This window comes from Vibrio sp. NFR (assembly GCF_027587095.1).
Taxonomy (GTDB): domain Bacteria; phylum Pseudomonadota; class Gammaproteobacteria; order Enterobacterales; family Vibrionaceae; genus Vibrio; species Vibrio harveyi.
Genome location: NZ_JAPPTN010000004.1, coordinates 24,594 through 48,239 on the forward strand (window position 1 = coordinate 24,594; position 23,646 = coordinate 48,239).

Below are 23,646 nucleotides of genomic sequence, written 5' to 3' on the forward strand. Positions count from 1 at the left end.
CCATGTCTGCAGAAGCACAAGCGCCAGAACAAGAAGCAGCCTTAGTTGAATCAGGCTCACTTCTGGATAGCATTCTTAACGAAACTCGTTTAAAGCCAAGTGATGAAGGTTTTGACGTTGCGAAACGCGGCGTAGAAGCATTCATCAGTGAGCTACTAAGCAGCTCGAACACAGAGAAAGTAGATCAATCTTTAGTTGATTTGATGATCTCTGAAATCGACCAAAAATTGTCTAAGCAGGTTGATGCGATTCTTCACAGCGAAGAAGTTCAAGCGATTGAATCAACGTGGCGTGGTCTTAAGTACCTTGTTGACCACACCGACTTCCGTGAGAACATTCAAATTGAACTGATCTCAGCGAAGAAAGATGAAGTTCTTGATGACTTCGAAGACGCACCAGAAGTGGTGAAGTCTGGTCTTTACAAACAAATCTACACGCGTGAATACGGTCAATTCGGTGGTAAACCTGTTGGTGCGGTAATCTGTGACTACGACATGTCAGCGTCGTCGCCAGACATCAAACTGATGGAATACATGGCGAACGTAGGTGCAATGTCTCATGCTCCATTTATCACGTCAGCATCGGCTAAATTCTTCGGTTTAGACAGCTACGAAGAATTACCAAACCTAAAAGATCTTAAATCTGTATTCGAAGGGCCACAGTACGCGAAATGGCGTGGTCTGCGTGAGCACGAAGATGCGCGTTATCTAGGTCTATGTACTTCTCGCTTCATGCTACGTACGCCTTACTCTGTAGAAGATAACCCAATTAAGGCGTTTGACTACGATGAGCAAGTGACAGATAGCCACGACAACTACCTATGGGGTAACTCAGCGTACGCAATGGCGTCTAAGATCAGTGAATCTTTTGCTAAGTACCGTTGGTGTCCTAACATCATTGGTCCTCAAAGTGGTGGTGCAGTTCAAGACCTACCGGTTTACAACTTTGAAGCAATGGGTCAAATCGAAACCAAGATCCCAACCGAGATCCTTGTTTCTGACCGTCGTGAGTATGAGCTAGCAGAAGAGGGCTTTATTGCGCTAACAATGCGTAAAGGTTCTGATAATGCAGCATTCTTCTCTGCAAACTCAGTTCAAAAACCAAAAGTGTTTGCGAATACGCCAGAAGGCAAACAAGCAGAGATGAACTACAAGCTGGGAACTCAGCTTCCTTACATGTTCATCATCAACCGTCTAGCACACTACATCAAAGTGCTACAACGCGAGCAAATCGGTTCTTGGAAAGAGCGTTCTGACCTAGAAATCGAACTGAACAAGTGGATTCGTCAATACGTTTCTGACCAGGAGAACCCGCCAGCGGAAGTTCGTGGTCGTCGTCCACTGCGTGCTGCTAAGGTTGAAGTATCAGACGTAGAAGGGGATCCAGGCTGGTATAAAGTATCAATGTCTGTGCGCCCTCACTTTAAGTACATGGGCGCAAGCTTCGACTTGTCTCTAGTTGGTAAACTAGACCAATAGCCCTTTGCTTAAACCAACAAGCAGCCAGTGAAGACTGGCTGCTTTTTTCGTAGGACCGAACATGGAAAAAGGTTATCGTCTTTTAGAGCGGATCGAGCTAGGTGAACCAAAGAATTGCTACGAGAAAGTGATGTCTCACAAGCATTTGATCGAGTCCATTCATTCTCATCTTGCTGATTTGCTGAACACGCATTCTGGTAACGCAATGATAGACAGTGATTATGGGCTGCCAGATTTTAACGACGTGCTTTCCAACAATACGAACCTCGTTCGTCATATTCAAAAGAACATCACATCAACCATAGAACGCTTTGAGCCGAGACTTCTGAATGTCGAGGTTCATTACCGTGAAGATCACCATAACCCACTACAACTCGGTTTTGGTATTCACGGCGAAGTTTCCCATAACGGCGGTAAAGTCCCAATGTCGATCGATGTCTACATGGGAACCGACGGTCAATTTAACGTTTAGTAGGTGCCACTTGAGTAACAGTAAATACTTTCAAGATGAACTCACGTATTTGCGTGAGTCGGGGAGTGAGTTTGCCAAATATCACCCGAAGTTAACTCACTTTCTCTCTGAAGGAACCTTCGATCCAGATGTCGAGCGACTGCTTGAAGGTTTTGCTTTTCTGACCGGGCGTATTCGAGAAAAGATAGACGATGAGCTACCAGAGTTAACACAATCGTTAATGACGTTGCTTTGGCCCCACTACATGCGCTCGATTCCGTCTTTGTGTATCAGTGAACTCAAACCACATACGGGCAGTGTTACTGAGAAAACCCTAGTAAAACGTGGCGCAGAGATGGCAAGCGAACAGGTGGAAGGTACTCAGTGCCTTTTCCGCACTTGTTACGATGTAAATCTATACCCAATCACGATTGCCAACATTGAACAAACCAACAGTCGCACCAGCTCGGCGATTGATGTCACGGTGTCAACCGAGCATGGACTTGAATTGTCTCGCATCGGTTTGGATACGTTGCGCCTACACCTGCATGGTGAGATTCATATCACTCGCACGGTGTTTTTATGGTTATTCCGTTATTTGGATTACGTTGAACTGGATGTCGGTGGCGGCTACAAACATCGTCTTGGTCCAGAATACGTTAAGCCAGTAGGGCATGAAGAAGATGAAGCGCTGCTGCCTTATAGTAAAAACTCATTTGCGGGTTATCGTTTGCTGCAAGAGTTCTTTTCTTTGCCAGATAAGTTTATGTTCTTCGATATTAAAGGACTCGAGTGGCTAAAAGGCATCCCACAGCGCAGTACGGTGAAAATCAAATTCCACTTTAAGCGCGCATTGCCATCAGAAGTCGTGCTTAAAGATAAACATTTAAGGCTGCATTGCACACCCGCCGTAAACTTGTTCCAAAAGGATGGGGACCCAATTCGTTTAGAGCACCGCCGGAATGAATACAAAGTTCGCCCGCAGAGCAGCACCCAAGAACACTATGAAGTGTATTCGATTGAGCAAGTAGAGAGCTGGAGTAAAGATGAGCGCCGTCGCAAACCGCTTATCGAATTCGAGTCTTTTGAGCACCAAATCAACCAACGTGACAAACGAGAGTTCTATAAATCGAAGGTAGGTGAGCGAGTAAGCGGAAGGGGTTTAGAGCGCTATATCTCGTTCCATACTCACAATGGTGACATTGCGGATTTAGGTACCGAAACAGTATTGATGAAACTGCAATGCAGTAACGCGGACCTAGCCGAGCGTCTGTCGGTCGGTGACATCACTTATGCAACCCATAAATCACCAACCTATGCGACGTTTAGAAACATCACAAAACCGACCCAATCGGTCAGCCCTCAGGTAAACGGCGAGCTTCAATGGCAGCTGATCGCCAATATGTCGCTCAACTATTTGTCTTTAGCGAATATCGATGTGTTGAAAGTTCTGCTCTCTACTTACGACTTTCATTCTCGTGTAGACAGGCAAGCACATCGCGCGTCGATTCATCGGCTTGATGGCATTATTTCTTCAGAGATGAAACCAATCGACCGTGTGTTCAGAGGCGTTTCAGTACGTGGTAATCAATTTAAGTTGGTTACTAACTCTCAATTCTTCGTAAACGAAGGCGATATGTTTCTCATGGCAACGGTACTGAACGAGTTCATTCGTCTGTATTCGAGTGTGAACTCTTTTACCGAGCTGGAAGTGTTTGATGAAGCAACCGGGGAAGTTTACAACTGGGCAAGCCTCATTGGGCAGCAGACGATTCTATGATTAATACACTTTCTGATAAGTCGAATGAGTTTAGCTTCTACCAAGCGGTGTTGCTGCTTGAGAAGCATTACCAGCTTGAACCAAATTCTAACTTTATCGCAGTCGGTGAGAACAAATACTTTCATCAAGAACGTATCGAGTTCAGTGTGTCGTCAAACCTTTGCTTTCCAAAGAGCGATATGGAATTTATCACCCATATGGAAAGAAACGGGCAGCAGTATTCACGCGTAGAAACGAACTTTCTTGGATTGCATGGTTCTAGCTCACCACTGCCAGCTTCTTATACTGAGAAACTTGCAGGGCGAGACCCAGATGACAATCCGGTAAAAGACTTTTTTGATTTCTTCCATAATCGCTATACCAGTTTGCTATATCGCGTATGGAAGAAATACCGTTACCATGTACAGTATCAAAGTGGTGCGAACGACGCTTTTTCCGGGCGTATACTGCATTTGGCTGGTCTATCCGGCGTAATGCAAGATTGCGACGTCGCTGAGTTAGATCGAGCGAAAATTCTCTCTTACGTGAACCAACTATCCACACGCACACGTTCTCCTAAGTTGATTTCAGGTATAGTTTCACACTACTTTTCGTTACCTAGTGTCCGTATCGAAGAGTGGGTATATAGACGTGTTGAAATTGCTGAGAGTCAGCGAAACAAACTAAACCGTTCCAATTGTGTGTTAGGTCAAAGCTTACATTTAGGGCAAAGTATTGCAGACTTAAACGGTAAGTTTAATTTGTGCATCGACAACATTGATTTTGAAACTTTTAAGCAGTTTTCATACGATGGTGAGTTACATAAAACCTTAGTAGGTTTGATGCGTTTTATTTTGCGTGACCCGATGTCTTGGGATCTTAAGTTAACGGTTAACCTCGATACTATCCCTGAAAACCAACTGGGGAATGGGGAAGGGAACCAGTTAGGGCAAACATTTTGGCTTGGTAATCCGGGTGACAAAGACGCCAAGATTCGCCTGATTGGCAGCATCTAATGCTTAGCATATGATGGGGAAAACGCCAGTTACAATAAAGCCGCGAGTTGTTCGCGGCTTTTTCGTCTGTATAGAATATTTGGCGGGAACCAAAAACTTATCGGCTGATTGGTTGATGAAGAACAACCGTCGTGTCGAGCTTCTGAATACCGCTAAAAGATTCAATCTCATTACATAGATGGTGAATAGACTGAAGGTCTGGTGCTTCTATAAGCGCGATAATATCGAAGCTACCACCTACAACGCTTGTCAGTCGTACCTCTGGAATTTCTTTAAGGGCATTTGTTACGTCGTTTTTTTTGCCCTTTTCGCAAGAAATCAGCAGGTAGCTGGCAGCTTTGCGACCTTCATTTTCAACGCGGATTTGTGCAGTGTAGCCTTTTATAATCCCCGTTTTTTCCAATCTATTAATTCTTTCTGCAACAGCAGTACGAGACAAACCGATATTTCGAGATAGATTCGCAATCGACTCTCGCCCGTTAGATAACAGACTGGAAAGTATTTTACGATCTAACTTGTCTAAGCCTTGTAAAGTCATGTTTGAAATCATGTGTTCTGCCTATTCTGGTTTTTATATTGTTATTAAATCGACTCTGGGAGTGTAAAGTTATACAGCTCAGCTAGAGTGAATGGGTTTTTCTGTGTCAAAGGGGTGATACGAAGGCTCAAATCCCTTCCTGACACTTTTATGTCACTGACGAAGCTACCGTTATGAGTGTTTGTCAGGGTCGAATCACCTAGCAATCTGTATATCGCCCACTGACCACTCTTATTTAGAACGTGTTGTTTGCCTTCGTCTGTCACATCTTGGATCGTGATTCTTATATTGAAGTCACCGTTCTTCGGCGGCCACTCCATTTCACGAATTCGGCTCGGACCATGATAGTAGTTGATATCAGTGTCTGAAATTTTCAGACTGGCTCTGATAGCACTCGAATCAAGGTCTAGTACTTTCGCACTGAACGGGATGTAAACTCGGTTTGTGCTCTTATTGATTAACGTATCGCGGATAACGTTGTAGTTGCGCAATTGCACCAATAGGGCAGGAGAAAGAGGCATGGTTTCGCCATCTACCTGTTTTGGTGTCCACAAGTTAGTATCGTAGAACGGTGCGAAGTTCTTCTGAATAAACGTGTCTAATAAACCACCTGATGCGAACAACAGCTCGAAGTCTTCAATTGAGATCTCTTCTGTCGCGTTCAGATCAAATGGGTATTTACCAAGCCCTAGCTCTTTAAACTTGGTGTAAATCTCGCTGTACCATTGGGTTTGAATGCCTTTTGCTGATTCTTTGATCATCACTGACCAGCTTTGCTGAACGACATCAAGTAACCAACTGCGCACTGGCTCTGGCGATTTCTGAGCAATCTGCTTAAGTTTAATCAATGGATCGGCTTCAGTGCTGTTCATTCGGTGCTGGGCTGCAGCAAGTGCGGCCATTTGCGGGTCTGGAGCATCAGCAATGTCTTTCATATAAGTACGAACACGGCTTAATGCTGCAATTGTTTCATCCCACGGAGTAGGGGAGTTAGGTGTTTCACTGACTTGAAGTTGGTTCAACAGGTGGAAGGCTTGTTCGACACGCTTCATTAACAAGTAGTCAGGCTTCACTGCTTCTTCTACCGCTTCTGATGCCGAGTCTGCTGCTTCTGCCAGTTTCGGGTTTACTTTAGCAATCAATGCATTCTTCTCGCCGACAGGGGAGAACTGAGTGTTGGCGTAGACTTGCTTTAACACTGTGGTCATCGGCGAAGATGGACCTGAAATTAAGTCGATAGCATTGGTTAGATCACCGACATTGTTGTAATGGTGGACTTTCAGTTCACTCAGCGCATTACGCCAGTAGTTGATGTAGTCATCGGTGTACTTCTTACGGACTTGAGTTTTGAACGCTTCTTGTTCTTGTTTCGTAGGGATCACATGGTTAGATAAACCAAGAACCCAGTTGTCACTGATCACTTGTTGTGACATCAAATCCACACGAGGGCGATAGAAGGTACTAAAGCCTGTTGAAGTGTAAACCTTATCGATGACCAAGCGGTTATCGTCGAGTGGTTCGTTGAAAACGTTATTGAATTCGAAGCCAACCGCGCGTTGAAGATCGAGCGTGCCAAGGTCGATGGCATCTGCTTGGTTCAATATACCAGCATAAACAAGATCTACGTTAGAGTGAGCAAGCAATGAGCGTCGAGTAGCGCGAACAATGTCCATGTTGATGTCGACAGGGGCAAACTGGGTACGGAAATAAGCATCCAAGTAACGCATTGCCTGATTCACAACATCTGGTTTGTCACTCAAATCGTTTAATGTTTGTAGCGTCTGACGACGTAGGAATTGAATATCACGCTTGGATGGATCATTCAGCATCAAGTAGCCTTTGAGTAAAGGCAGTGTCGCAGTAATGTCGTGCTGATTATGAGTCAGTTCCAGACGGTAGCCTTTCTCAACAACTGGCATGAGCTGTTGTGAGACTTCTTTGAGCAGTGCTTCGTAGGCCAGTCTTGTCGTTTGGTCCAAGCGGCTGATGTTCAAAGGTAGTACTTCTTCATCAAGCGCACGAGAACCTTCTAACCATGCGCTGTATGAAGGTTGAATTGCACGAGTTGCACTCACTAATAGCTGATTAAAGCTTGCTTCTTGTTCTACCTGCCCTTTGTCGTCAATGCCGAGCAGTTGGTTAATCACACGCAAGTTGCTATCTAGTGTTGTGACAAAGAAATAGCCGCCGCCAGCTAATAGAATAATTGATGCCAGCATAGCTAAATGGCTTTGGCGCTGAATCAAGCGCAGATACGTTTTGTTTTCTCCCGCAAAGTCGCTCTCCGGTAAGATCTGAGAATCAATCAAGAAACGAGAGAAGTAAGGGGTTTCTGTAAGTTGTGTGTGCTCAGAAGCAATGATCGGCAAATTGAAGTAATTGCTGCAGCTTTTCGCCAACAAGTTGTACTTACGACCGCCTTGCAAGCTAGAACAGAAGAAGATCTCACGAATATCGAGAGAGTAAACACCACTGTTTGCATCACAAAGGCGTTCAAGTACATAACTAATTTCTGCTTGGCAAAGTTCAAACTGTTTTGGGAAAGCAAGAATGGCTTGTTTTTCGTCGATATCCGCTGAGTTTGCGGATGCGTCTAACGCATTCGTTTCCAGCACTTTCACTAAGTTACGGAATCCGTCACGATAGTACTCAGTGATTACGCCTTTCGCTTCTTTTAAAGGAATGGAAAGAAACTCTACTCGAGTCTTAAGAGAACTGAAATGAACGTATTCTTTGAAACCATCTAGCTTATCAAGCTTAGACATCATCATGTAAACAGGCAGTGCTGAAGACGTTTTCTCGCTGATAGAGCTTAGTCTCTGCAACAGGGCAGTAATCGTGTAGTCTTTTTGCTCTGATTCTGAAACGATCATGAATTCAAAGTCTGTAAAGAATAGACATCCGGAAAATGGTTTTCTTGGGCGATGACGAATAACTTCATCAACGAATGTATTCCACAATGATGCGTCGCTACTGGATACCTCTTGAAATACGAGGCGTTGGTCTGGTTTGACATAAACGGCACTGTCAGACTCATACCATTCAAAGAAGTCATTTTTTGCCGTACGAGAACGGTCCATCGGTTTAATCGCACTGGAGTTAAACAAAAATTGGCGTCGTCCAGAACCTTTATTACCAATCATTAGATAAATTGGCTTTTTTCCAGCGTTAGAAAGAAGAGGGCGAATCACCATTGAAAGCGCCTCTTCTTCGGTTTCTAAACGTTGTGCTTTTGAGTTGTTCTTTTTCTTAAGCCACAGTGAAAACTGGAATATAAGATAAAAGGTAGCAATGACTCCTAGACCAATCCATAGATAAAGCTTATCTGCATCTTGGAGTAAGAATAAATATACTGCTGCAAATATTACAGCCAAGATTAAAGCCACTATGGTAGAAACCACGATCGGGTTTCTTAGTATTTTTTGTTTGAACATAAGCCTATAACTTCTTTACTTGTATTGTTATTTATTGTCGTTTGACGCAGTTTTTAACTGATTAATCTTATATAGGTAGGTGTTCAGTAAAAGGAGGGAGCGCTCAATTTCCTTTTGCTGCGCATTTTTTTCTGCAAACTCTATTCGACCCAGAAGGGGAAATAGCGAATTGCTATACTCATACGCCTTCTTAGAGTCTTTATCTGAATTCTGATTAGCGACATTAGCGAATACCGTCCTAGCATAGGTAAAGCGTTTGTATATGACATCGAATTCATTTTCGAAACGAGAACGTTGATCTAAAAAATTCTCACGAAGTTGTTGAGCCGAAGATGAGTCAGGGTAGATTTCCGTCAATTCATGAGTGAGCTCATCAATCGTATTTACTCTGCTTACTTTTACAGGATCGAGCGTCCAATCCGTCATCAACGTATCTAATCGTTCTATCGTTGCTGAACGTAAAGAGAGGGAGTGATCTTTGTTTTCAACGCTAAATGAGCCGACGATGTTCGTCAGCTCTGTCAAAGAGGCATGCTCAATCTCAACTTTTAGTGTCTGAAACTGATGTTGCTTATAAATAAAGTGAGAAGCCAAAGCCGCACCCAGTAGTCCAACCACGGAGAGCAGCACAACGCGGCTTGATTTGGATGTTTCAGGCTCTTGAGCTGGTGGGATATGTTTCGCATTGTTCTTCGGTGGTGGTGCGATATCAACTTTAATTCCAGTGACCGGTTTAGGCGGCTCTGGCTTAGTTTGCTTCGCTTCTAATGCCATGACTTCTTTGGCTTTCGCTTCCTTAATCTCTTCAATCCATTGATTCAAGATACGACGAATACGACCAAAAGATGGAGCCTTAATGCCATAGTGAAGACGCAACTCTTCCTCGATGCGTAAACATAATTGATGTGCCGCTTCGATGAGAGGAAGTTCTTCTGGTAAAACTCGTTGTTTTTTGACTCGTTTCTCGGTGTATTCAACCATCCATTCGATGGCACTGATACGAGCATTAGCCTTTGCGTGTTCAGGGTAGGCGGTGTACCAATACACGACACACAAATCAAGCAACGAGTTCAAACCCTCAACTAAGCCTTTTAAGCCATCGTTGTGGGTGGCGGCTACCGTAAAGTAACAGCTACATCGAAAGTCTTTACCTTGAGTGCTAAGAATCTTCTTTGACAGAGTCTGAACAGTCTTCCATGAGACTCTTCCGGTTACTTTATTTAAGTTATTTATTTGACGCTTTATTTCGTCAAAATCATCTAAGCCATTAGGATTTGATCCACTAGGGTTACTTTCATCGATCGGTCTTCGAGTGAAGTCGCTGAAAAACATATTTTTTTAATTCCAACTGATTATATGGAAGGCAGAAGTTGACCATTTAATTATAAATGCACTGCTATCATCTTTTTTTTGAGGGATTTTATAGGCAAAAGAAAGAATTTGAATCTTAAATAATATCTAAATCAATATAAATTAACTTAGTGTGACGTTCCTTCACAAAAAAAGTCGGTTATGTTGATTTGTTTGGTATTAGCTTTAGTGATGTATATTCCAATTGTTGAGACAAAAAATGAAATTAATGGATTTCCTAATATTAAGCGTAGTTATGAGAAAAGTTATTTTTTTGAATTAAGATCAAATTATTAAAATTAAGACAATGTCGGTCTCGAAAGTGTCTCAATATCGAAAACTAATCATTTGTTTAACATTTCTGAATCTAGATGATAGTGGGTTTTCTAATTAAGAGCGCGCTAATTTAGTTGTTTTGATTGTGACCACAATATCTGTACAAATAACCTTTGCCGATTTTATGAATATATCAGTAGTTATATTGCTTTTATTTATAGGTAATTTGCCTTATTTAATGGGGCTATTTTTAACCATATTGAAAAAGAAAAGAGACTTGATATCTTTCGTCCCTGAATATTATTACTAGGTTTTCCAAGAGGGATGAAATGCTAAAACCAAGTCAAGTTGGGCTAATCTCAGCCATGTGTTTGTTCTCTACTTTTGCTGTCGCGAAAGGTGAGCGGTATGGTGGCTCGGTCAGTATGCTTACGATTGAGAGCATTGACTATGACGAAGGTTCTAGCGGAGACGTAGATACGTTGCGGTATGGTCTTGTGCACACACGTCCGATCGACGAAAACAACAACCGCTGGCGCTGGTGGCTTGGTCTTAATTACCTTACGGAGGATGTTGACGCTCCTTCAAATGGGATTTACCAAGAGGTCACAAACTATGAGCTTCGTGTCGTTCCTCAATACGCTCTGAGCTCTTGGAGTATCTTTACTCCATACGTTGGCGCCGGGCTTTCTCTTGGTTACTCGCAGTATTCGAATCGCTGGAAAGTAGACTCGGATGGCTTTCGTTACGAAAGTATTGATGACATCGACCAATTCGAACTTGGTGCAGTTGTTACTCTCGGCACTGCAATCAAACTGGGCAGTAACCCAGATGCACATATTCAGATTATTCCTCAAGCTTCCTACATTCTTCCGGTAGTCAATGACGGAGTTGGTGGGGTAGAGCTTTCTGTCTCTTTACTATTTTAAGGTTTAGCAATGCAAACACATCAGCTAGTCCTATTCATTTCAAAGTGTCCAGAGGAATACACGGGTGCCAAGCATATTGAAATGCCAGAAGGTGGCGGTTCAGTTGGTAGAGCGCCAAGCTGTACTCTCGCTTTGACAGATCACAACCGTTTTATTTCTGGTACACACTGCTTGGTCAGCGTATACGGAGACACTTTTTACATCAGTGATGTGTCTACAAATGGCACTATGGTCAACGGTAACAAGATCCTCAAGAACCAGCCGGTTTCGATTGTGGACGGTGATGTGATTTCTCTTGGTCAATACGAGATTGGTGTGGCATTGGAGCATGTTTCGGCAGCTCAAGACATTGCTGCGGATATTGCCCCAGAGCGAGTTTCCAATGACCCTCTTGTTAATCTTGGCGAGGCTGTGGTCGAGGAAGAGGAAAAAGTCGGTGCATTGGAAGATTTGTTCATGGAAACAAAACAAGACGATGTGGACAGTGATGACCCGATCGCTCACCTGAAGTTTTCGATGCAACGCGACGACGACCATCTTATTCGTGATGTCGAAAAGCCAGATGCTTCTCATTCCAAACCAATCGGAAATACACGACAAGTTGTTGATGATAGCTTTAGCATTCACTCAGAATTCGATATCCCTAATTTGATTCCAGAAGATTGGATGGCGGATACAGAGACGAGCCAGGCATCAGTTGGACCAGAAATAGTGTCCGCTCAAAATCGCACAGTTATCCCAGAGGATTTTGCCAACTCCGAACCTCTTGCATCTCAAGCAGAGAGGGGGCGACCTGAAATCCATCAGTCTGGTTCGCAACCATTCGAGCAACGCGCTAATCCCTCAATTCAGCCGTCTCCTCAAAGATCAGAGCCTGCCGGTCAGAAGTGGGAAGAGGTAACACAAGCCTTTATTCCTTCGACACAATCGTCTCAACAAGAAGTGAAAACTACAGAAACGAAAGTGGGCTTTGTTAGCAATGAATCGTTGAACCCAGAGAAAGAAGGCGCTTCCTCTGACATTAGTAAAGCCTTCTACGAAGGTTTAGGGATCAGTAATCCAGATTTGATCAGCGACGAAGCCTTGCTGTTTAAGCAAATGGGAACGTGTCTTCGTCTGTGTATCGACAATTTGCAAAAAGACCTTCATGAGGTGGAATCACTTAAAGGTGAACAGGGATTATGTGAAGCGGATTCGAATCTTGCGGAACTGATGTTGACGCTAAACAGCCAGAACCTTCTATCTCCTAACGAATTGGTAGAGCAAATGTTAGATGAGCTCAACGACCATCAAATTATTTTTAATAAGGCACTCAATGAGTTGCTGATCGAGCAGTCAGAGACGAATGACCCTGTCACGTTTGCAAGCGATGTGGCAAGTAAATCTATGTTCACCACTAAATCAAAGTTGTGGGGTGAATATGTGGAGTTTTACGCCAATAACCGTCGCCAGATGAATGAGATGTCATTGAAAGGTCTGATCAAGAAAAACTACACCAAAGCGATTAAGGGAAGTCATGCGTAGTATTGCGATGTTGCTCGGATGTGCTTTGCTATCCGGTTGTTCCATGTGGGACCAATTTAAAGAGTCAACGGGAATTACACCCGAAACGTCCTCAGTCGAATTAGTGATTGAGGCATCTTCTGTGCTTAATGTTCGTGAAGGTGGTCAATCCTCCCCAGTTATTTTGCGTGTTCATGAACTGACATCACCAGTGCTATTTCGCAGCTTAGATTTCTTCGCACTGTTTGAAAACGACAAAGCGTCGTTAGGCGATGAATACATCAAACGTTACGAATACCAAATGCAACCGGGTGACAAAATCCATGAATTTTTGGAGCTTGACCCTGCCACTCGCGCTGTCGGATTTTCGGTAGCGTTTCGCGATATTGATGGCTCTTCTTGGCGCAAAGTTGAAGTGATTGAAGAGAAGAGTGAGTACTACATCAAACTTAAGTTAGAAGGCAGTGAGTTAATTTCTGACAACACTCGCGGCATTGAACAAGTTTACTTTTAAGGAATAAAATCATGTCTTTATACAATCCAGTTGTTTGGCAAGATGGAATGTTCATGAAGCCGCAGCACTTTCAGCAACTCGATCGTTCACAAAGTAAACTATCGAGCATGCTGAGCGCCAATGCATCGCCTCTACATTGGGGAATTAAGCGTTTAGATATTAACTCGCAACTGCTGGCGTTGGGTAAAATTGGTATTACTCGCGCTGAAGGCATTCTTCAAGACCGAACCCCTTTTGATCTGCCACTGCTCGCTGAACTGCCAGAAGTAAAAGACGTTGATCCTTCGATTGCCGATAAAGTGGTTTACCTTTGCTGTCCGTTACCTTCTGAACGTTCAGAGCTATTCGGCACCAAGAAAGACGGCGCACGTTACACGATGGAATCGCAAGAAGCGGTTGACGCTTGCTATGATTCGGAAGACATGGCAAACATCGTAGTCGGTAAGCTTAACTTTTGCTTGATGTACGACCACGAAGACAAGAGTGCGTACACATCGATCCCAATTCTAAAGATTTCAGAAGTGAAGCCAGACGGCAGTGTTATCCTAGATGAGAGCTTTATTCCGACTTGTATTGATATCCATGCTTCGACCGTACTGAACAAGTTCGCAACCGAGTTTGCTTCTATGCTGAAACACCGTGCAGAGTCTATCGTTCAGCGTTTAGGTGTTGTTGACCAGCAAGGTGTATCTTCAGTTTCTGATTTTATGCTGCTTCAAGCTCTCAACCGATATGAACCATTGTTTTGGCATTTCGCCAGTGCAGAAGGTATTCACCCTGAGTCGTTTTATCGCATTCTTCTTCAAGCAGAAGGCGAGCTTTCAACCTTGTGTTCTGCATCTCGTCGACCAGTCGAGTTCACTAAGTACAACCATGGCGACTTAACCAGTTGTCTATCGCGTACGCTTGATAGCGCAAAAATGACATTGAGTGTGATGTCAGAGCAACGCGCAATCCCACTGACGTTGAAAGACCAAAACTACGGTATTAGAACTGCAGCGATTCCAGACAGTAAGATCATCGACACAACGACCTTTATCCTTGCGGTTAAAGCAGATGTTACTTTGGATGTTCTTCACACCCAGTTTGTTAGCCAAACGAAGATCGGTTCTATCGATAACATTCGTGACTTGATTAACCTTCAACTGCCGGGCATCGAGATTAAACCAATGCCAGTCGTACCTCGTGCTTTGCCTTACCACGCAGGTTACACCTACTTCGAACTGGATAAGACAGGCGAAGAGTGGGCAGCACTGAAAAACACGGCTGCGATTGCGGTTCACGTAGCGGGTGACTTTGCTAACTTGTCATTGCAACTATGGGCTGTTCGTCTATGAGTTACGCAGAAACCGACGTCACTGTAGTCTTATTCCAACCAGAGCCTGGCAAACCGATGGAGGTGATGCCAGCGCCTGACTTGTCTCGTAATATCGCGGTACAAGACCTAAACATCGAAAACATGGGCATCAACCCTTTGGTCGATCAATTCTCATGGTTGATCGCTAGCTTGTCTTGTATGTCCTCAATTCCTTGGCTTGATGACCCAATGCCGTTCCGTGAACAAGTGGCTCGCGAGATAAGAAAAGGCGAACGTAAGCTCAATGAAATGGAATTGGATCGCGCATCCATTTTGGTCATCCGATACTGTTTGTGTGCTGCGATTGATGAATCGGTTTGCCGACAAGAGTGGGGCGCTAACAGCCATTGGAGCCAGAACAGTTTGCTGTCAGAGTTCCACAATGAAACATCTGGCGGCGATAAGTTTTTCGTTATTCTCGAGCGTTTAAAAGCAGACCCACGCAAATACCGTCACGTTATTGAATTTTTGTACTTACTGCTTCAACTCGGTTTTCAGGGAAAATACGGTCGTGAAGAACGCGGTAACGAAAAGCTCGCTGAAATTGGCAATACCATTTATCGCTTGGTACGAGACGAACGCTTGGCAGAGCAAGAGAAAGTCTCTCTCGTTAACCTTAAGGCCAAGTATCTTAAGAAGCCGTTAAAAAGGGTTGTCTCACCCAAGCTAATTTTAGGTATCAGCGCGATTACCTTCGCAATCATGTATGCCGCGACCTACATCGTCATCGATTTAAAGTTCCAGCAACTGCTTGAAGTGTATCGATAAACAGGAGATCTCAAAATGAGATCTTCTGCCAGTTTTCAGCTTTATCGTGAGTATTACTAGCTTATTAGTGAAATTCACTAGGTATTTAGAGAGATTGCAATATGCGATCTCTTTTATTATTCAATCAACAAAATTCAAATGGATTGGTTATGGGCGTAACAGTTGGTGCAAATGGACTTTCGATAGTTCATAAAGGCTCAGGTGGTGAAGCGAATGCAACGCTCCCAGATGTTTGTTTAACGAAGGTCGGCAAGCCGATCGTTCCTATCCCTTATGGCAACAATGCCAAATCAGCAGATCTTGCTGGTGGCACTACGACTATCTCGATGGATGGCGGCAACAGTGTCGCAATTAAAGGCAGTACGTTTTCAAAAAGTACCGGTGATGCGGGCGGCGATAAAAAAGGCGTCGCATCCGGCACCATAGAAGCCGAAGCAAAATTCATTTCAGCCTCACCAACGGTTAAGTTTGAAGGCAAGGGCGTATGTCGTCTGTCTGACCAAATGACCATGAACAAAGCCAACACTATGTGTTTGGGTGGCGCACAAAACCCATCGGTTTCTGTTACGGAAGATCAGGAAGGGACGTATACGGTTGATTTGTACCTCTCTTACTCAGACGGTGAACCCGTTCAAGGCGCAACTTACACTCTCACAGATCAATCTGGCGCCGTATTTGAAGGAACACTAGACAACAACGGTAAGGCTTCGGTCGGTGGCGTTGCTCCGGGTGAGTTTGCCATAGAGTACGGCGAGGACAGCCGCGACTTTATGCCGAATGTCCCAACGAAGACCAATCCAAACTTTAATCCAAGTGCGAACGCTCAACTGATCATTGAAGAAACAAAGAAAGGTGAAGTTGGCTTCTGGGAAAATGCTTGGACGCGAATGTCTGGTGCCGCCAGTTGGATTTGGGGCGTGATTCTTGGTGATTTCAACGATGATGCTTCCGTTGAGCAGATCATCGCCAATACGGCGCTGACAATGATTCCTGTTGTAGACCAAGCCGCTGACGTGCGCGATTTATCTGCGAACATTATGACTTTGTTGACTGAAGAAGAGCGTGATAAGCCTGAAAACTGGTTAGCGCTTTCACTTACCCTTGTCGGCTGTGTTCCTACATTTGGTAGTGCAGTAAAAGGTACGTGTAAAGTTGCGCTAAAAGGCGGTAAAGGAACATCAAAAGATACTTTGTTAGCTGTTTTAAGAGGCATGGGTAAAGGCGATCCAGAAAAATTCTTGCGTACGTTAGATTGGATGGATTACGCCAAGCAAACCAGCCAGATTGTTAGCGATGTTCTAAAACCTTGTATTGAAGTGGCAACTGAGTTGGCTTCATACGCAAACAGAATGGGCGCAGATGAGCTTGGTGCGTATTTCTTGAAGCTAGCGGATGAGGTAAAAATCATCGATAAGATGGTACCGGATAAGCTTAAAGAAGCGATGGGCGAGTTTGATGATCTTTTTGCTCGCATCTTAGGTAAGGGCGAGAAAACGTATCCAGCAAAAGTAAAACATAATACCGGTGAGTCTGCTCAGTCAGGAAAGAACTCTGCGAAGGCAAATGAGGAGAAAGGGACTAAAACAGTTCGTTGTAGAGTGTGTAAGCGGGCAATTGCCGATAAACGACATAAGAAAAAATGTGTCCTTCCAGGAAGGAAAAAATGAGTATGAGCAATAACGGTTTTTCTCGACATGTTTCTGGTGAAGCATTATTAAAGGCCAATCATATATTAGCTGAAAAATGTGATTGTCCTCTTACTGGACATCATCTGATTAGCTTTAATTTGTTCGAAAAGCTATCAACTCAGCGAACAGAACAGATGCGAAACAAAGAATACAGTTGGAACAGTTTAGACAATATAGTAATACTTCCCAGCAGTGACAAAGGTACTGCTAAAAAGGTTGCGTGCAAGTATCGTTTGCCTTGGCATTCTAGTGGTCATACGGGTAGAAATACAGTAAGTAAACTGAATCTTAAGAGTGATGAACAAGTGTACTCTAATTCAAAGCCTACCTCGATGTTAAATGGGGGGAATCCAATGAAGAGGGCCAGTATGCTGAACAGAGACAAAAATAAGATTAAAGCATATCCTTCTAAAGCCTATCATAAGTTTGTAAAGCAAGAATTGCTAGAGACGTTGGAAAAGCTACACTGTGAAATGCCACCTCCTGTATATCGAAAAGAACTGAATGATCTTTCGGAAAGAATTTGTGACATGATAAGTGAATTTACGATATTGCTTCACAATACAGGAGATGACTTTTCTCCAAAAGGAAATGGTTGTAGAAGCTCAGATTGTCAGCAAAGAACACACAAAAATACGACTTGGCCGGAGATAGAAGAAATATGGAGTGGACTTTTTTATAAGAAAGCCCTTAAGTTCAATTATCTAAAGGTTGCTAGTAAATTATAGGTTTAAGATGGAAATAGCATACATAAATGAGGACTTTAACGAGGGTGAATCATTATTTACTGCCGTTGATAGTCGGTCGTCTTTCTATGATGATAATGATTTCACTCCCACTTCTTGTATAAGTGAGATTGTGTGGAAAGATGATGATATCTATGAAATTGAAGCATTAGATTTAATCAGAGGTGGTGCTTTTAATGTCACTAAGCCTATTGCTGAACTAATTATGAGTTTCGACCCATACGGTGTTGAAGTTTATCCCGCAAAATTAACCTGTTCCGGAGACGGAGTGTTAACTGAGCGCTACATAATAGCAGTAGATAACTTAGTAGATGTCGTTGATTATGATAAAAGCATAAAAGTGACTGACGTAACTACCCGTTTTTACTTATCTGATGAAAAGATTAAGGAACTTCCGGATAGCAAGAGGCACGTTTTTAAACCTGTCGGAATGACAAAAACGTTCTTCTCAATCGAGTTGTTTGAAGCGCTTGTCCGTTTAGATGAGGAGGGTAAAATAAGTACTAGTATCGTTGCCTTTTCATTTGATACATCCGAAGAGACGCCCCGAGTCTAGTGTAAGTAGGTAAATAGAATAATGACTAACTACATAGTTTTATCTAAACAATCTTTGACTGACTTCCCATTCCAGCAAAGCCCTAAGCCAATAGTGCCAGTAGAGCCAGATTTGCTTTTGGAAATGACCTTTTCTCCAAAGCTATTTATCATCAGTGATATTGCGTCAAAAGTAGAGAAACTGGTCGTACATGGAGTAGAGTGGCTAGACGCTCGTGTCGATTGTTCTCCAAGCCAACCAACAGATGAACAAATTAAAGTTTACGAAGATTATCGTATGCCTTACATCCATCAAACTTATAAATTGACGGACAAAGAAAAACAATACGGCAAGTTAAACTGGCTAGACATTGAATCAACAGAGTTTGATTTTTCTAAACTAGACAATGTTCCTTTAGAAGAACGATTAATATTTAAGCTAGAAGAAGACTTTGGTTTAGTGTTTATTCACCAGAGTGTGATTGACCTTCTTAAAAAAGACGTTAAAGACGTTTGGGTAAGAGATGTATAGAAAGCGCTGAAAGGCGCTTTTTCATTTGTTACAAGATGGAGTCTAAAGGTAGGAAAATAAACCATTTTAATAGCTAAGATAATGCTCCCAGTACTATAGAAGTAAAAGCATTTTTTTATAGTAGTCGTCGCTGGAAAAATAAAGTAGGGTATATATGTATTTTGCATTGATCTCAGAAGATTACTACGCATCTAGTACTAATTTCACTCCCGTTGATAACAGAGAGTCAATGTACAGTACAAACCATTATCATCCAACTTCATCGATAAACCCTGTTGTGTGGGCGGATAGTGAAGGAGGAAGTATAAAAAACGTTGGACTGATAGTTGATTGTGGTGATTTATCGGTAAGTCGTCTATTTGCTGAAATCTTAATGAGTTTCGACCCTTTTGGTATTGAATATTATCCTTCTCAGCTGAAGTTGGAGGATGGAGAAGTACAGAATCGATACATTTTAGCTATCAATAATATTATAGATGTACTAGATGAAGAGCGTTCAGATATCGAAATCTCTCCAAGAAGCGGTGAACTGATAGTCCACGAATTATTTATTTCTGAAGAAAAGTTAAAGCAAATTCCGTTATCTAATAGAGTAGCATTTCGAGTAAAAGGTGCTGAAACGGCGATGTTTTTTTGTGAAGAATTGTTTGATGTGATTGACTTTATGGCAGAATTTGACTCTTTGAGAAAAGCTAAGATTAGCACTGATGACCTTGCTCCAAAGTTTTGAGGCTTAAGATGAAAGAACAATATCATGTACTAACAAAGCAGGACATTACTAGTTTCCCATTCCAACAAAGCGCTAAGTCAATAGGGCCAGTTGAGCCTGATTTACTACTTGAAATGACCTTTTCTCCAAAGCTATTTATCATCAGTGATATTGCGTCAAAAGTGGAGGAACTGGTCGTCCACGGAGTAGAGTGGTTAGACGCTCGCGGGATTGTTCTCCAAGCCAGTCGCCTGATGATGAAATTAAAGTTTACGAAGATTATCGTATGTCTTACATCCATCAAACTTATAAATTGACGGACAAAGAAAAACAATACGGTAAGTTGAACTGGTTAGACATTGAATCAACAGAGTTTGATTTCTCTAAATTAGAAAATATCCCCTTAGAAGAACGATTAATATTTAAGCTAGAAGAAGACTTTGGCTTAGTGTTTATTCACCAAAGTGTGATTGACCTTCTTAAAAAAGACGTTAAAGACGTTTGGGTAAGAGATGTATAGAAAGCGCCGAAAGGCGCTTTTTTAATACCTATGAATAAAAATACTATATACGTTGCTCTATAAAGCCAGTGTCTTAGTGTCACATTTATTACTAAACTTCGTTTAGTTAACCACGTGATTGCTTCATACATCCTTTTTTCTGTTCGCTTTTTATACTGCCTGTAAATCAATCACAACGACTTACAGGTAGTTTTAGATTATGAGTACGAATGCAAAAGCATGGGTAGAAGAGATTGTTTTACCTACTTACCCGACGGGCAAAGTTGACTCGAATCCGTTATTTTTGGAAAACCGTGTTTATCAAGGCTCTTCTGGCTCCGTATACCCTTACGGCGTGATCGACAGTATATCTGATCATCAAATAGAACAGACATATCAAGCGGTATATATCGAAAATGATTATATAAAAATCATGCTATTGCCTGAGCTTGGTGGGCGCATTCATCGTGCGTACGACAAGATGAAAAAGCGTGATTTTATTTACTACAACGAAGTCGTTAAGCCAGCTTTAGTTGGACTACTTGGTCCTTGGATTTCTGGTGGTATCGAGTTTAACTGGCCTCAACATCATCGTCCGACAACGTTCATGCCTACAGATTTTAAGATTGAAGAGCATGAAGATGGAGCCGTTACCGTTTGGATTGGTGAAGTTGAACATATGTACGGTTTGCAAGTAACCGCTGGCTTCAAACTTTATCCGAACAAGGCGCTTGTCGAGATAACAGGCAAGGTATATAACGGCAACGATACTCCTCGACAGTTCCTATGGTGGTCTAACCCAGCGGTAAAAGGTGGTGATGATCATCAAAGTATCTTCCCACCAGATGTCACTGCGGTATATGACCATGGCAAACGAGATGTTTCGGATTTCCCAATAGCGACTGGGGAATATTACAAAGTCGACTATTCGCCGGGTACGGACATCTCGCGCTACAAGAATTTGCCTGTTCCTACTTCTTATATGGCAGATAAGTCCGCTTATGACTTTGTTGGCGCTTACAGTCATGATGAGAAAGGAGGGTTGTTGCATGTGGCTAATCACCATGTCTCTCCTGGCAAAAAGCAATGGACATGGGGAAACTGTGATTTTGGATTAGCCTGGGATCGCCAGTTGACCGACAGCAATGGACCTTACATCGAATTGATGACTGGGGTTTACACCGATAACCAACCGGATTTTACTTGGATTGATAGTCATGAAGAGAAAAAATTCACTCAACACTTCCTTCCATATAGCAATTTAGACAACGTTCATAATGCGAACACGGAAGTCGCGATTAAGTTGGATCGAAGCGGGCGTTTCGTTGAATGGGCAGTTTACGCTATTTCTGAGATTGCCAACTACGAGGTGGTTATTTCGGACAAAGCGAGTGTACTTGCTAAACACCAACTGACAATGACTCCAGGTGATGTGGTTGAAGAAAGCATAGAGCTTTCTGAGAGCACGCGCTTAACCATCACAATCTTGAATGAGGAGGGGAGAGTATGCCTGTCCTATCTAGAGCATATTGACGCTAAAGATGAACCAACGCCCGATCCTGCCTCCGCACCAGAAAAACCTGAAGATATATCGAGCGTAGAAGAACTGTATTTCATTGGACAGCATTTACAGCAATATCACCATGCAACGAGTAATCCAGCGGACTACTACCAAGAAGCCCTCAAACGCGACCCAAATCATTATGCAACCAACGTCGCGATGGCTTCGCTTGCTTATGATCGAGCGGATTATCAAGGCACACTTAAATATTCTGATGCCGCTTTGGAGCGTGCTCACAAGCTCAACAAAAACCCTTTATGCGGCAGAGCAAGCTACCTTCGTGGCTGTGCAAATGAAAAACTGGGGCGTCTTGATTCTGCCTTTAGCGATGTATTTAAAGCAACGTGGAGTAGTAATTGTCGTGATACTGGCTTTTTCGCCGCTGCTCGCATTGCCACAAAGCAAGACCGTTTAAATGAAGCATTAGAATACGCGGAAAGAGCACTGGAACTGAATGGTACTCACTACCAAGCTGCAACATTGAAGGTGTTTTTGCTTAGTGCATTGAACCGACACGCAGAGGCTCTTCGTTTTATTGATGAACAAAGTGAGATGCAGCCTCTCGGTTATGGCATTTCATTCGAAAAGTATCAGTTAACTCGCTCTGATATTGACTTATCAGCGTTTAAGCAACTTATGAATCAAAGAGAAGCTAACACGATTCATCTTATTAACTTTTATCTTTCGATTGATGCAAAAGAGCGCGCTAAAGCGGTCTTAGCTCTGAACGAGAGCACAGGTTCAATGAGTTTGATTTATAAAGCGTATTTAGTCGATGAACCCGAACAGGCGGAAGCCTTATTAGATGTCGCTGCCGATCGATTTAACGACAATGTTTTATTTCCGAATACCTTAGCCGAAGTTGAAGTTTTAAGTGCTTTTTCAGGGCATTACTTTACCCAATATCTACTGGGTTGCTTCTTCTATGCGAAACGAAGCTATTCAAGAGCGGTATATCATTGGGAAACAGTACTAAGGCTCAACTCACACTATGCGCCCGTGCTTCGAAATCTATCTGTCCATGCCTATAACAAGCGTCGAGAGCTGGATAAAGCGATTTCTTTGATGGGGTTAGCATTCGAATTGTCTCCGAGCGATGCCCGAGTTCTCTATGAACTGGATTACTTGAAAAAAGCGGCGGGTGATACGCCATTAGAACGACTTGCTTTCTTGAAGGCAAATCTAGAAGTGGTCAATCAGCGAGATGACTTAACTGCAGAGCTGCTTAATTTGTATAACATCTGTGGTGAGCTCGAACTTGCACAGACATGCTTATCTACAAGGCAGTTCCACCCTTGGGAGGGGGGAGAAGGTAAGGTGACAGGGCAGTTCATCGTCAATAAGCTGAGATACGCATTGCAGTTTATGCAACAACGAAGCTTCAATAACGCGCTTGAGTTATTGAATGACGCTCTGACTTATCCAACAAATTTGGGTGAAGGTCGCCTCGTTGGTCAAACTGACAATGATATCCACTATTTCTTAGGGCGTTGCTACCAAGAGTTAGGCGAAAGAGAGTGTGCCAATCAGCACTTTGCTCTTGCAACTCAAGGTAAACAAGAGATTAACCAAAGCCGTTACTATAACGATCAACCCGCTGATTACTTGTTCTATCAAGCGGCTGCAATGCACCAATTGGGAGATACCGCAAAAGCAGTATCACTGTTTGAGGATATGGTGTCTTGGGCGGACTCAGAATGGAATGGGCCTGTAGAGGTCGACTTTTTTGCTGTATCACTCCCAGCGTTAATTGTCTTTGATAGCAATTTAACAACAGAACATCAGCAACACTGTTTATTTGTAAAAGCAATGGGTCAATTTGGCTTAGCTTTGATAGATGAACGTCATGGATTTGAAGATTTTGAACTTACATTGCAGGCACTGTTAGGACAAGCGCCTGCTCATACAAAAGCGAATCTATTAAAAGAAATCGCACAACATCGCTATGCGTTTGGCTGTAACAGTCAAAATTAATGGATAGGTCACTCCCGGTGACCTATCACC

At 42.9% G+C, this 23,646-nt stretch carries 18 protein-coding genes and 1 pseudogene; 16 read left to right on the top strand and 3 right to left on the bottom strand.

Going from position 1 to position 23,646, the window contains the following annotated elements; translation table 11 throughout:
* The first annotated feature begins 2 nt into the window (after positions 1-2).
* The 4 genes from tssC to tssG all read left to right on the top strand — a co-directional run bounded on the left by tssC (position 3) and on the right by tssG (position 4,704).
* Positions 3-1,478: a type VI secretion system contractile sheath large subunit gene (gene tssC, locus OH463_RS08890; RefSeq protein WP_005449474.1), complete on the top strand. Its 1,476-nt coding sequence runs from the start codon at positions 3-5 to the stop codon at positions 1,476-1,478.
* 61 nt (positions 1,479-1,539) lie between these two features.
* Complete coding sequence (gene tssE, locus OH463_RS08895; RefSeq protein WP_005449472.1) at positions 1,540-1,950, top strand: type VI secretion system baseplate subunit TssE; 411 nt, start codon at positions 1,540-1,542, stop codon at positions 1,948-1,950.
* A 10-nt stretch (positions 1,951-1,960) separates the two neighbouring features.
* Complete coding sequence (gene tssF, locus OH463_RS08900; RefSeq protein ID WP_005449470.1) at positions 1,961-3,709, top strand: type VI secretion system baseplate subunit TssF; 1,749 nt, start codon at positions 1,961-1,963, stop codon at positions 3,707-3,709.
* On the top strand, positions 3,706-4,704 hold the full coding sequence (tssG, locus tag OH463_RS08905; RefSeq protein WP_009696473.1) for a type VI secretion system baseplate subunit TssG: 999 nt from the start codon (positions 3,706-3,708) through the stop codon (positions 4,702-4,704). Before tssF ends, tssG begins: the two co-directional genes overlap by 4 nt.
* 97 nt (positions 4,705-4,801) lie before the next feature.
* On the opposite strand, the gene OH463_RS08910 is transcribed toward tssG, so the two are convergent.
* The 3 genes from OH463_RS08910 to OH463_RS08920 are packed head-to-tail and all read right to left on the bottom strand — an operon-like array spanning position 4,802 to position 10,008.
* A complete protein-coding gene (locus tag OH463_RS08910) occupies positions 4,802-5,254 on the bottom strand; it encodes an Lrp/AsnC family transcriptional regulator (RefSeq protein WP_005449466.1) in 453 nt (150 codons plus the stop codon).
* 32 nt (positions 5,255-5,286) lie between these two features.
* Complete coding sequence (gene tssM / locus OH463_RS08915; protein ID WP_269991025.1) at positions 5,287-8,676, bottom strand: type VI secretion system membrane subunit TssM; 3,390 nt, start codon at positions 8,674-8,676, stop codon at positions 5,287-5,289.
* 27 nt (positions 8,677-8,703) lie between these two features.
* Entirely contained in the window at positions 8,704-10,008 is a 1,305-nt protein-coding gene (locus OH463_RS08920; protein WP_114092926.1) for a type VI secretion system ImpA family N-terminal domain-containing protein, read from the bottom strand.
* Positions 10,009-10,631: 623 nt separating this feature from the next.
* Between OH463_RS08920 and OH463_RS08925 the strand changes: the two genes are divergently transcribed.
* From OH463_RS08925 to OH463_RS08980, 12 genes and pseudogenes are all read left to right on the top strand, one after another.
* Complete coding sequence (locus OH463_RS08925; protein WP_005449462.1) at positions 10,632-11,231, top strand: hypothetical protein; 600 nt, start codon at positions 10,632-10,634, stop codon at positions 11,229-11,231.
* 9 nt (positions 11,232-11,240) lie between these two features.
* Positions 11,241-12,755 carry an FHA domain-containing protein gene (locus OH463_RS08930; RefSeq protein WP_269991026.1) on the top strand — a complete coding sequence of 505 codons (1,515 nt, stop codon included), beginning with the start codon at positions 11,241-11,243 and terminating at the stop codon, positions 12,753-12,755.
* Positions 12,748-13,248, top strand: a complete 501-nt coding sequence (tssJ, locus tag OH463_RS08935) for a type VI secretion system lipoprotein TssJ (RefSeq protein ID WP_005449460.1) — start codon at positions 12,748-12,750, stop codon at positions 13,246-13,248. Before OH463_RS08930 ends, tssJ begins: the two co-directional genes overlap by 8 nt.
* An 11-nt stretch (positions 13,249-13,259) precedes the next feature.
* Complete coding sequence (gene tssK, locus OH463_RS08940) at positions 13,260-14,585, top strand: type VI secretion system baseplate subunit TssK (protein WP_009696478.1); 1,326 nt, start codon at positions 13,260-13,262, stop codon at positions 14,583-14,585.
* Positions 14,582-15,373 carry a type IVB secretion system protein IcmH/DotU gene (icmH, locus tag OH463_RS08945; protein WP_025505396.1) on the top strand — a complete coding sequence of 264 codons (792 nt, stop codon included), beginning with the start codon at positions 14,582-14,584 and terminating at the stop codon, positions 15,371-15,373. Before tssK ends, icmH begins: the two co-directional genes overlap by 4 nt.
* A gap of 149 nt (positions 15,374-15,522) precedes the next feature.
* A complete protein-coding gene (locus OH463_RS08950; protein WP_080993213.1) occupies positions 15,523-17,040 on the top strand; it encodes a PAAR-like domain-containing protein in 1,518 nt (505 codons plus the stop codon).
* A gap of 2 nt (positions 17,041-17,042) precedes the next feature.
* The gene (locus tag OH463_RS08955) at positions 17,043-17,789 is read left to right on the top strand and encodes an AHH domain-containing protein (RefSeq protein ID WP_100224515.1); all 747 of its coding nucleotides are present in this window, start codon (positions 17,043-17,045) and stop codon (positions 17,787-17,789) included.
* A 7-nt stretch (positions 17,790-17,796) separates the two neighbouring features.
* Positions 17,797-18,363, top strand: a complete 567-nt coding sequence (locus tag OH463_RS08960) for an imm11 family protein (RefSeq protein ID WP_005449454.1) — start codon at positions 17,797-17,799, stop codon at positions 18,361-18,363.
* 21 nt (positions 18,364-18,384) lie between these two features.
* Positions 18,385-18,873, top strand: a complete 489-nt coding sequence (locus OH463_RS08965) for a hypothetical protein (protein WP_005449451.1) — start codon at positions 18,385-18,387, stop codon at positions 18,871-18,873.
* A 154-nt stretch (positions 18,874-19,027) separates the two neighbouring features.
* Positions 19,028-19,603: an imm11 family protein gene (locus tag OH463_RS08970; RefSeq protein WP_422456321.1), complete on the top strand. Its 576-nt coding sequence runs from the start codon at positions 19,028-19,030 to the stop codon at positions 19,601-19,603.
* An 8-nt stretch (positions 19,604-19,611) separates the two neighbouring features.
* A pseudogene (locus OH463_RS08975) lies at positions 19,612-20,102 on the top strand (hypothetical protein).
* Positions 20,103-20,301: 199 nt separating this feature from the next.
* Positions 20,302-23,616, top strand: coding sequence for a DUF5107 domain-containing protein (locus OH463_RS08980; RefSeq protein ID WP_017188939.1), 3,315 nt, complete (start codon positions 20,302-20,304; stop codon positions 23,614-23,616).
* Positions 23,617-23,646 lie beyond the last annotated feature (30 nt).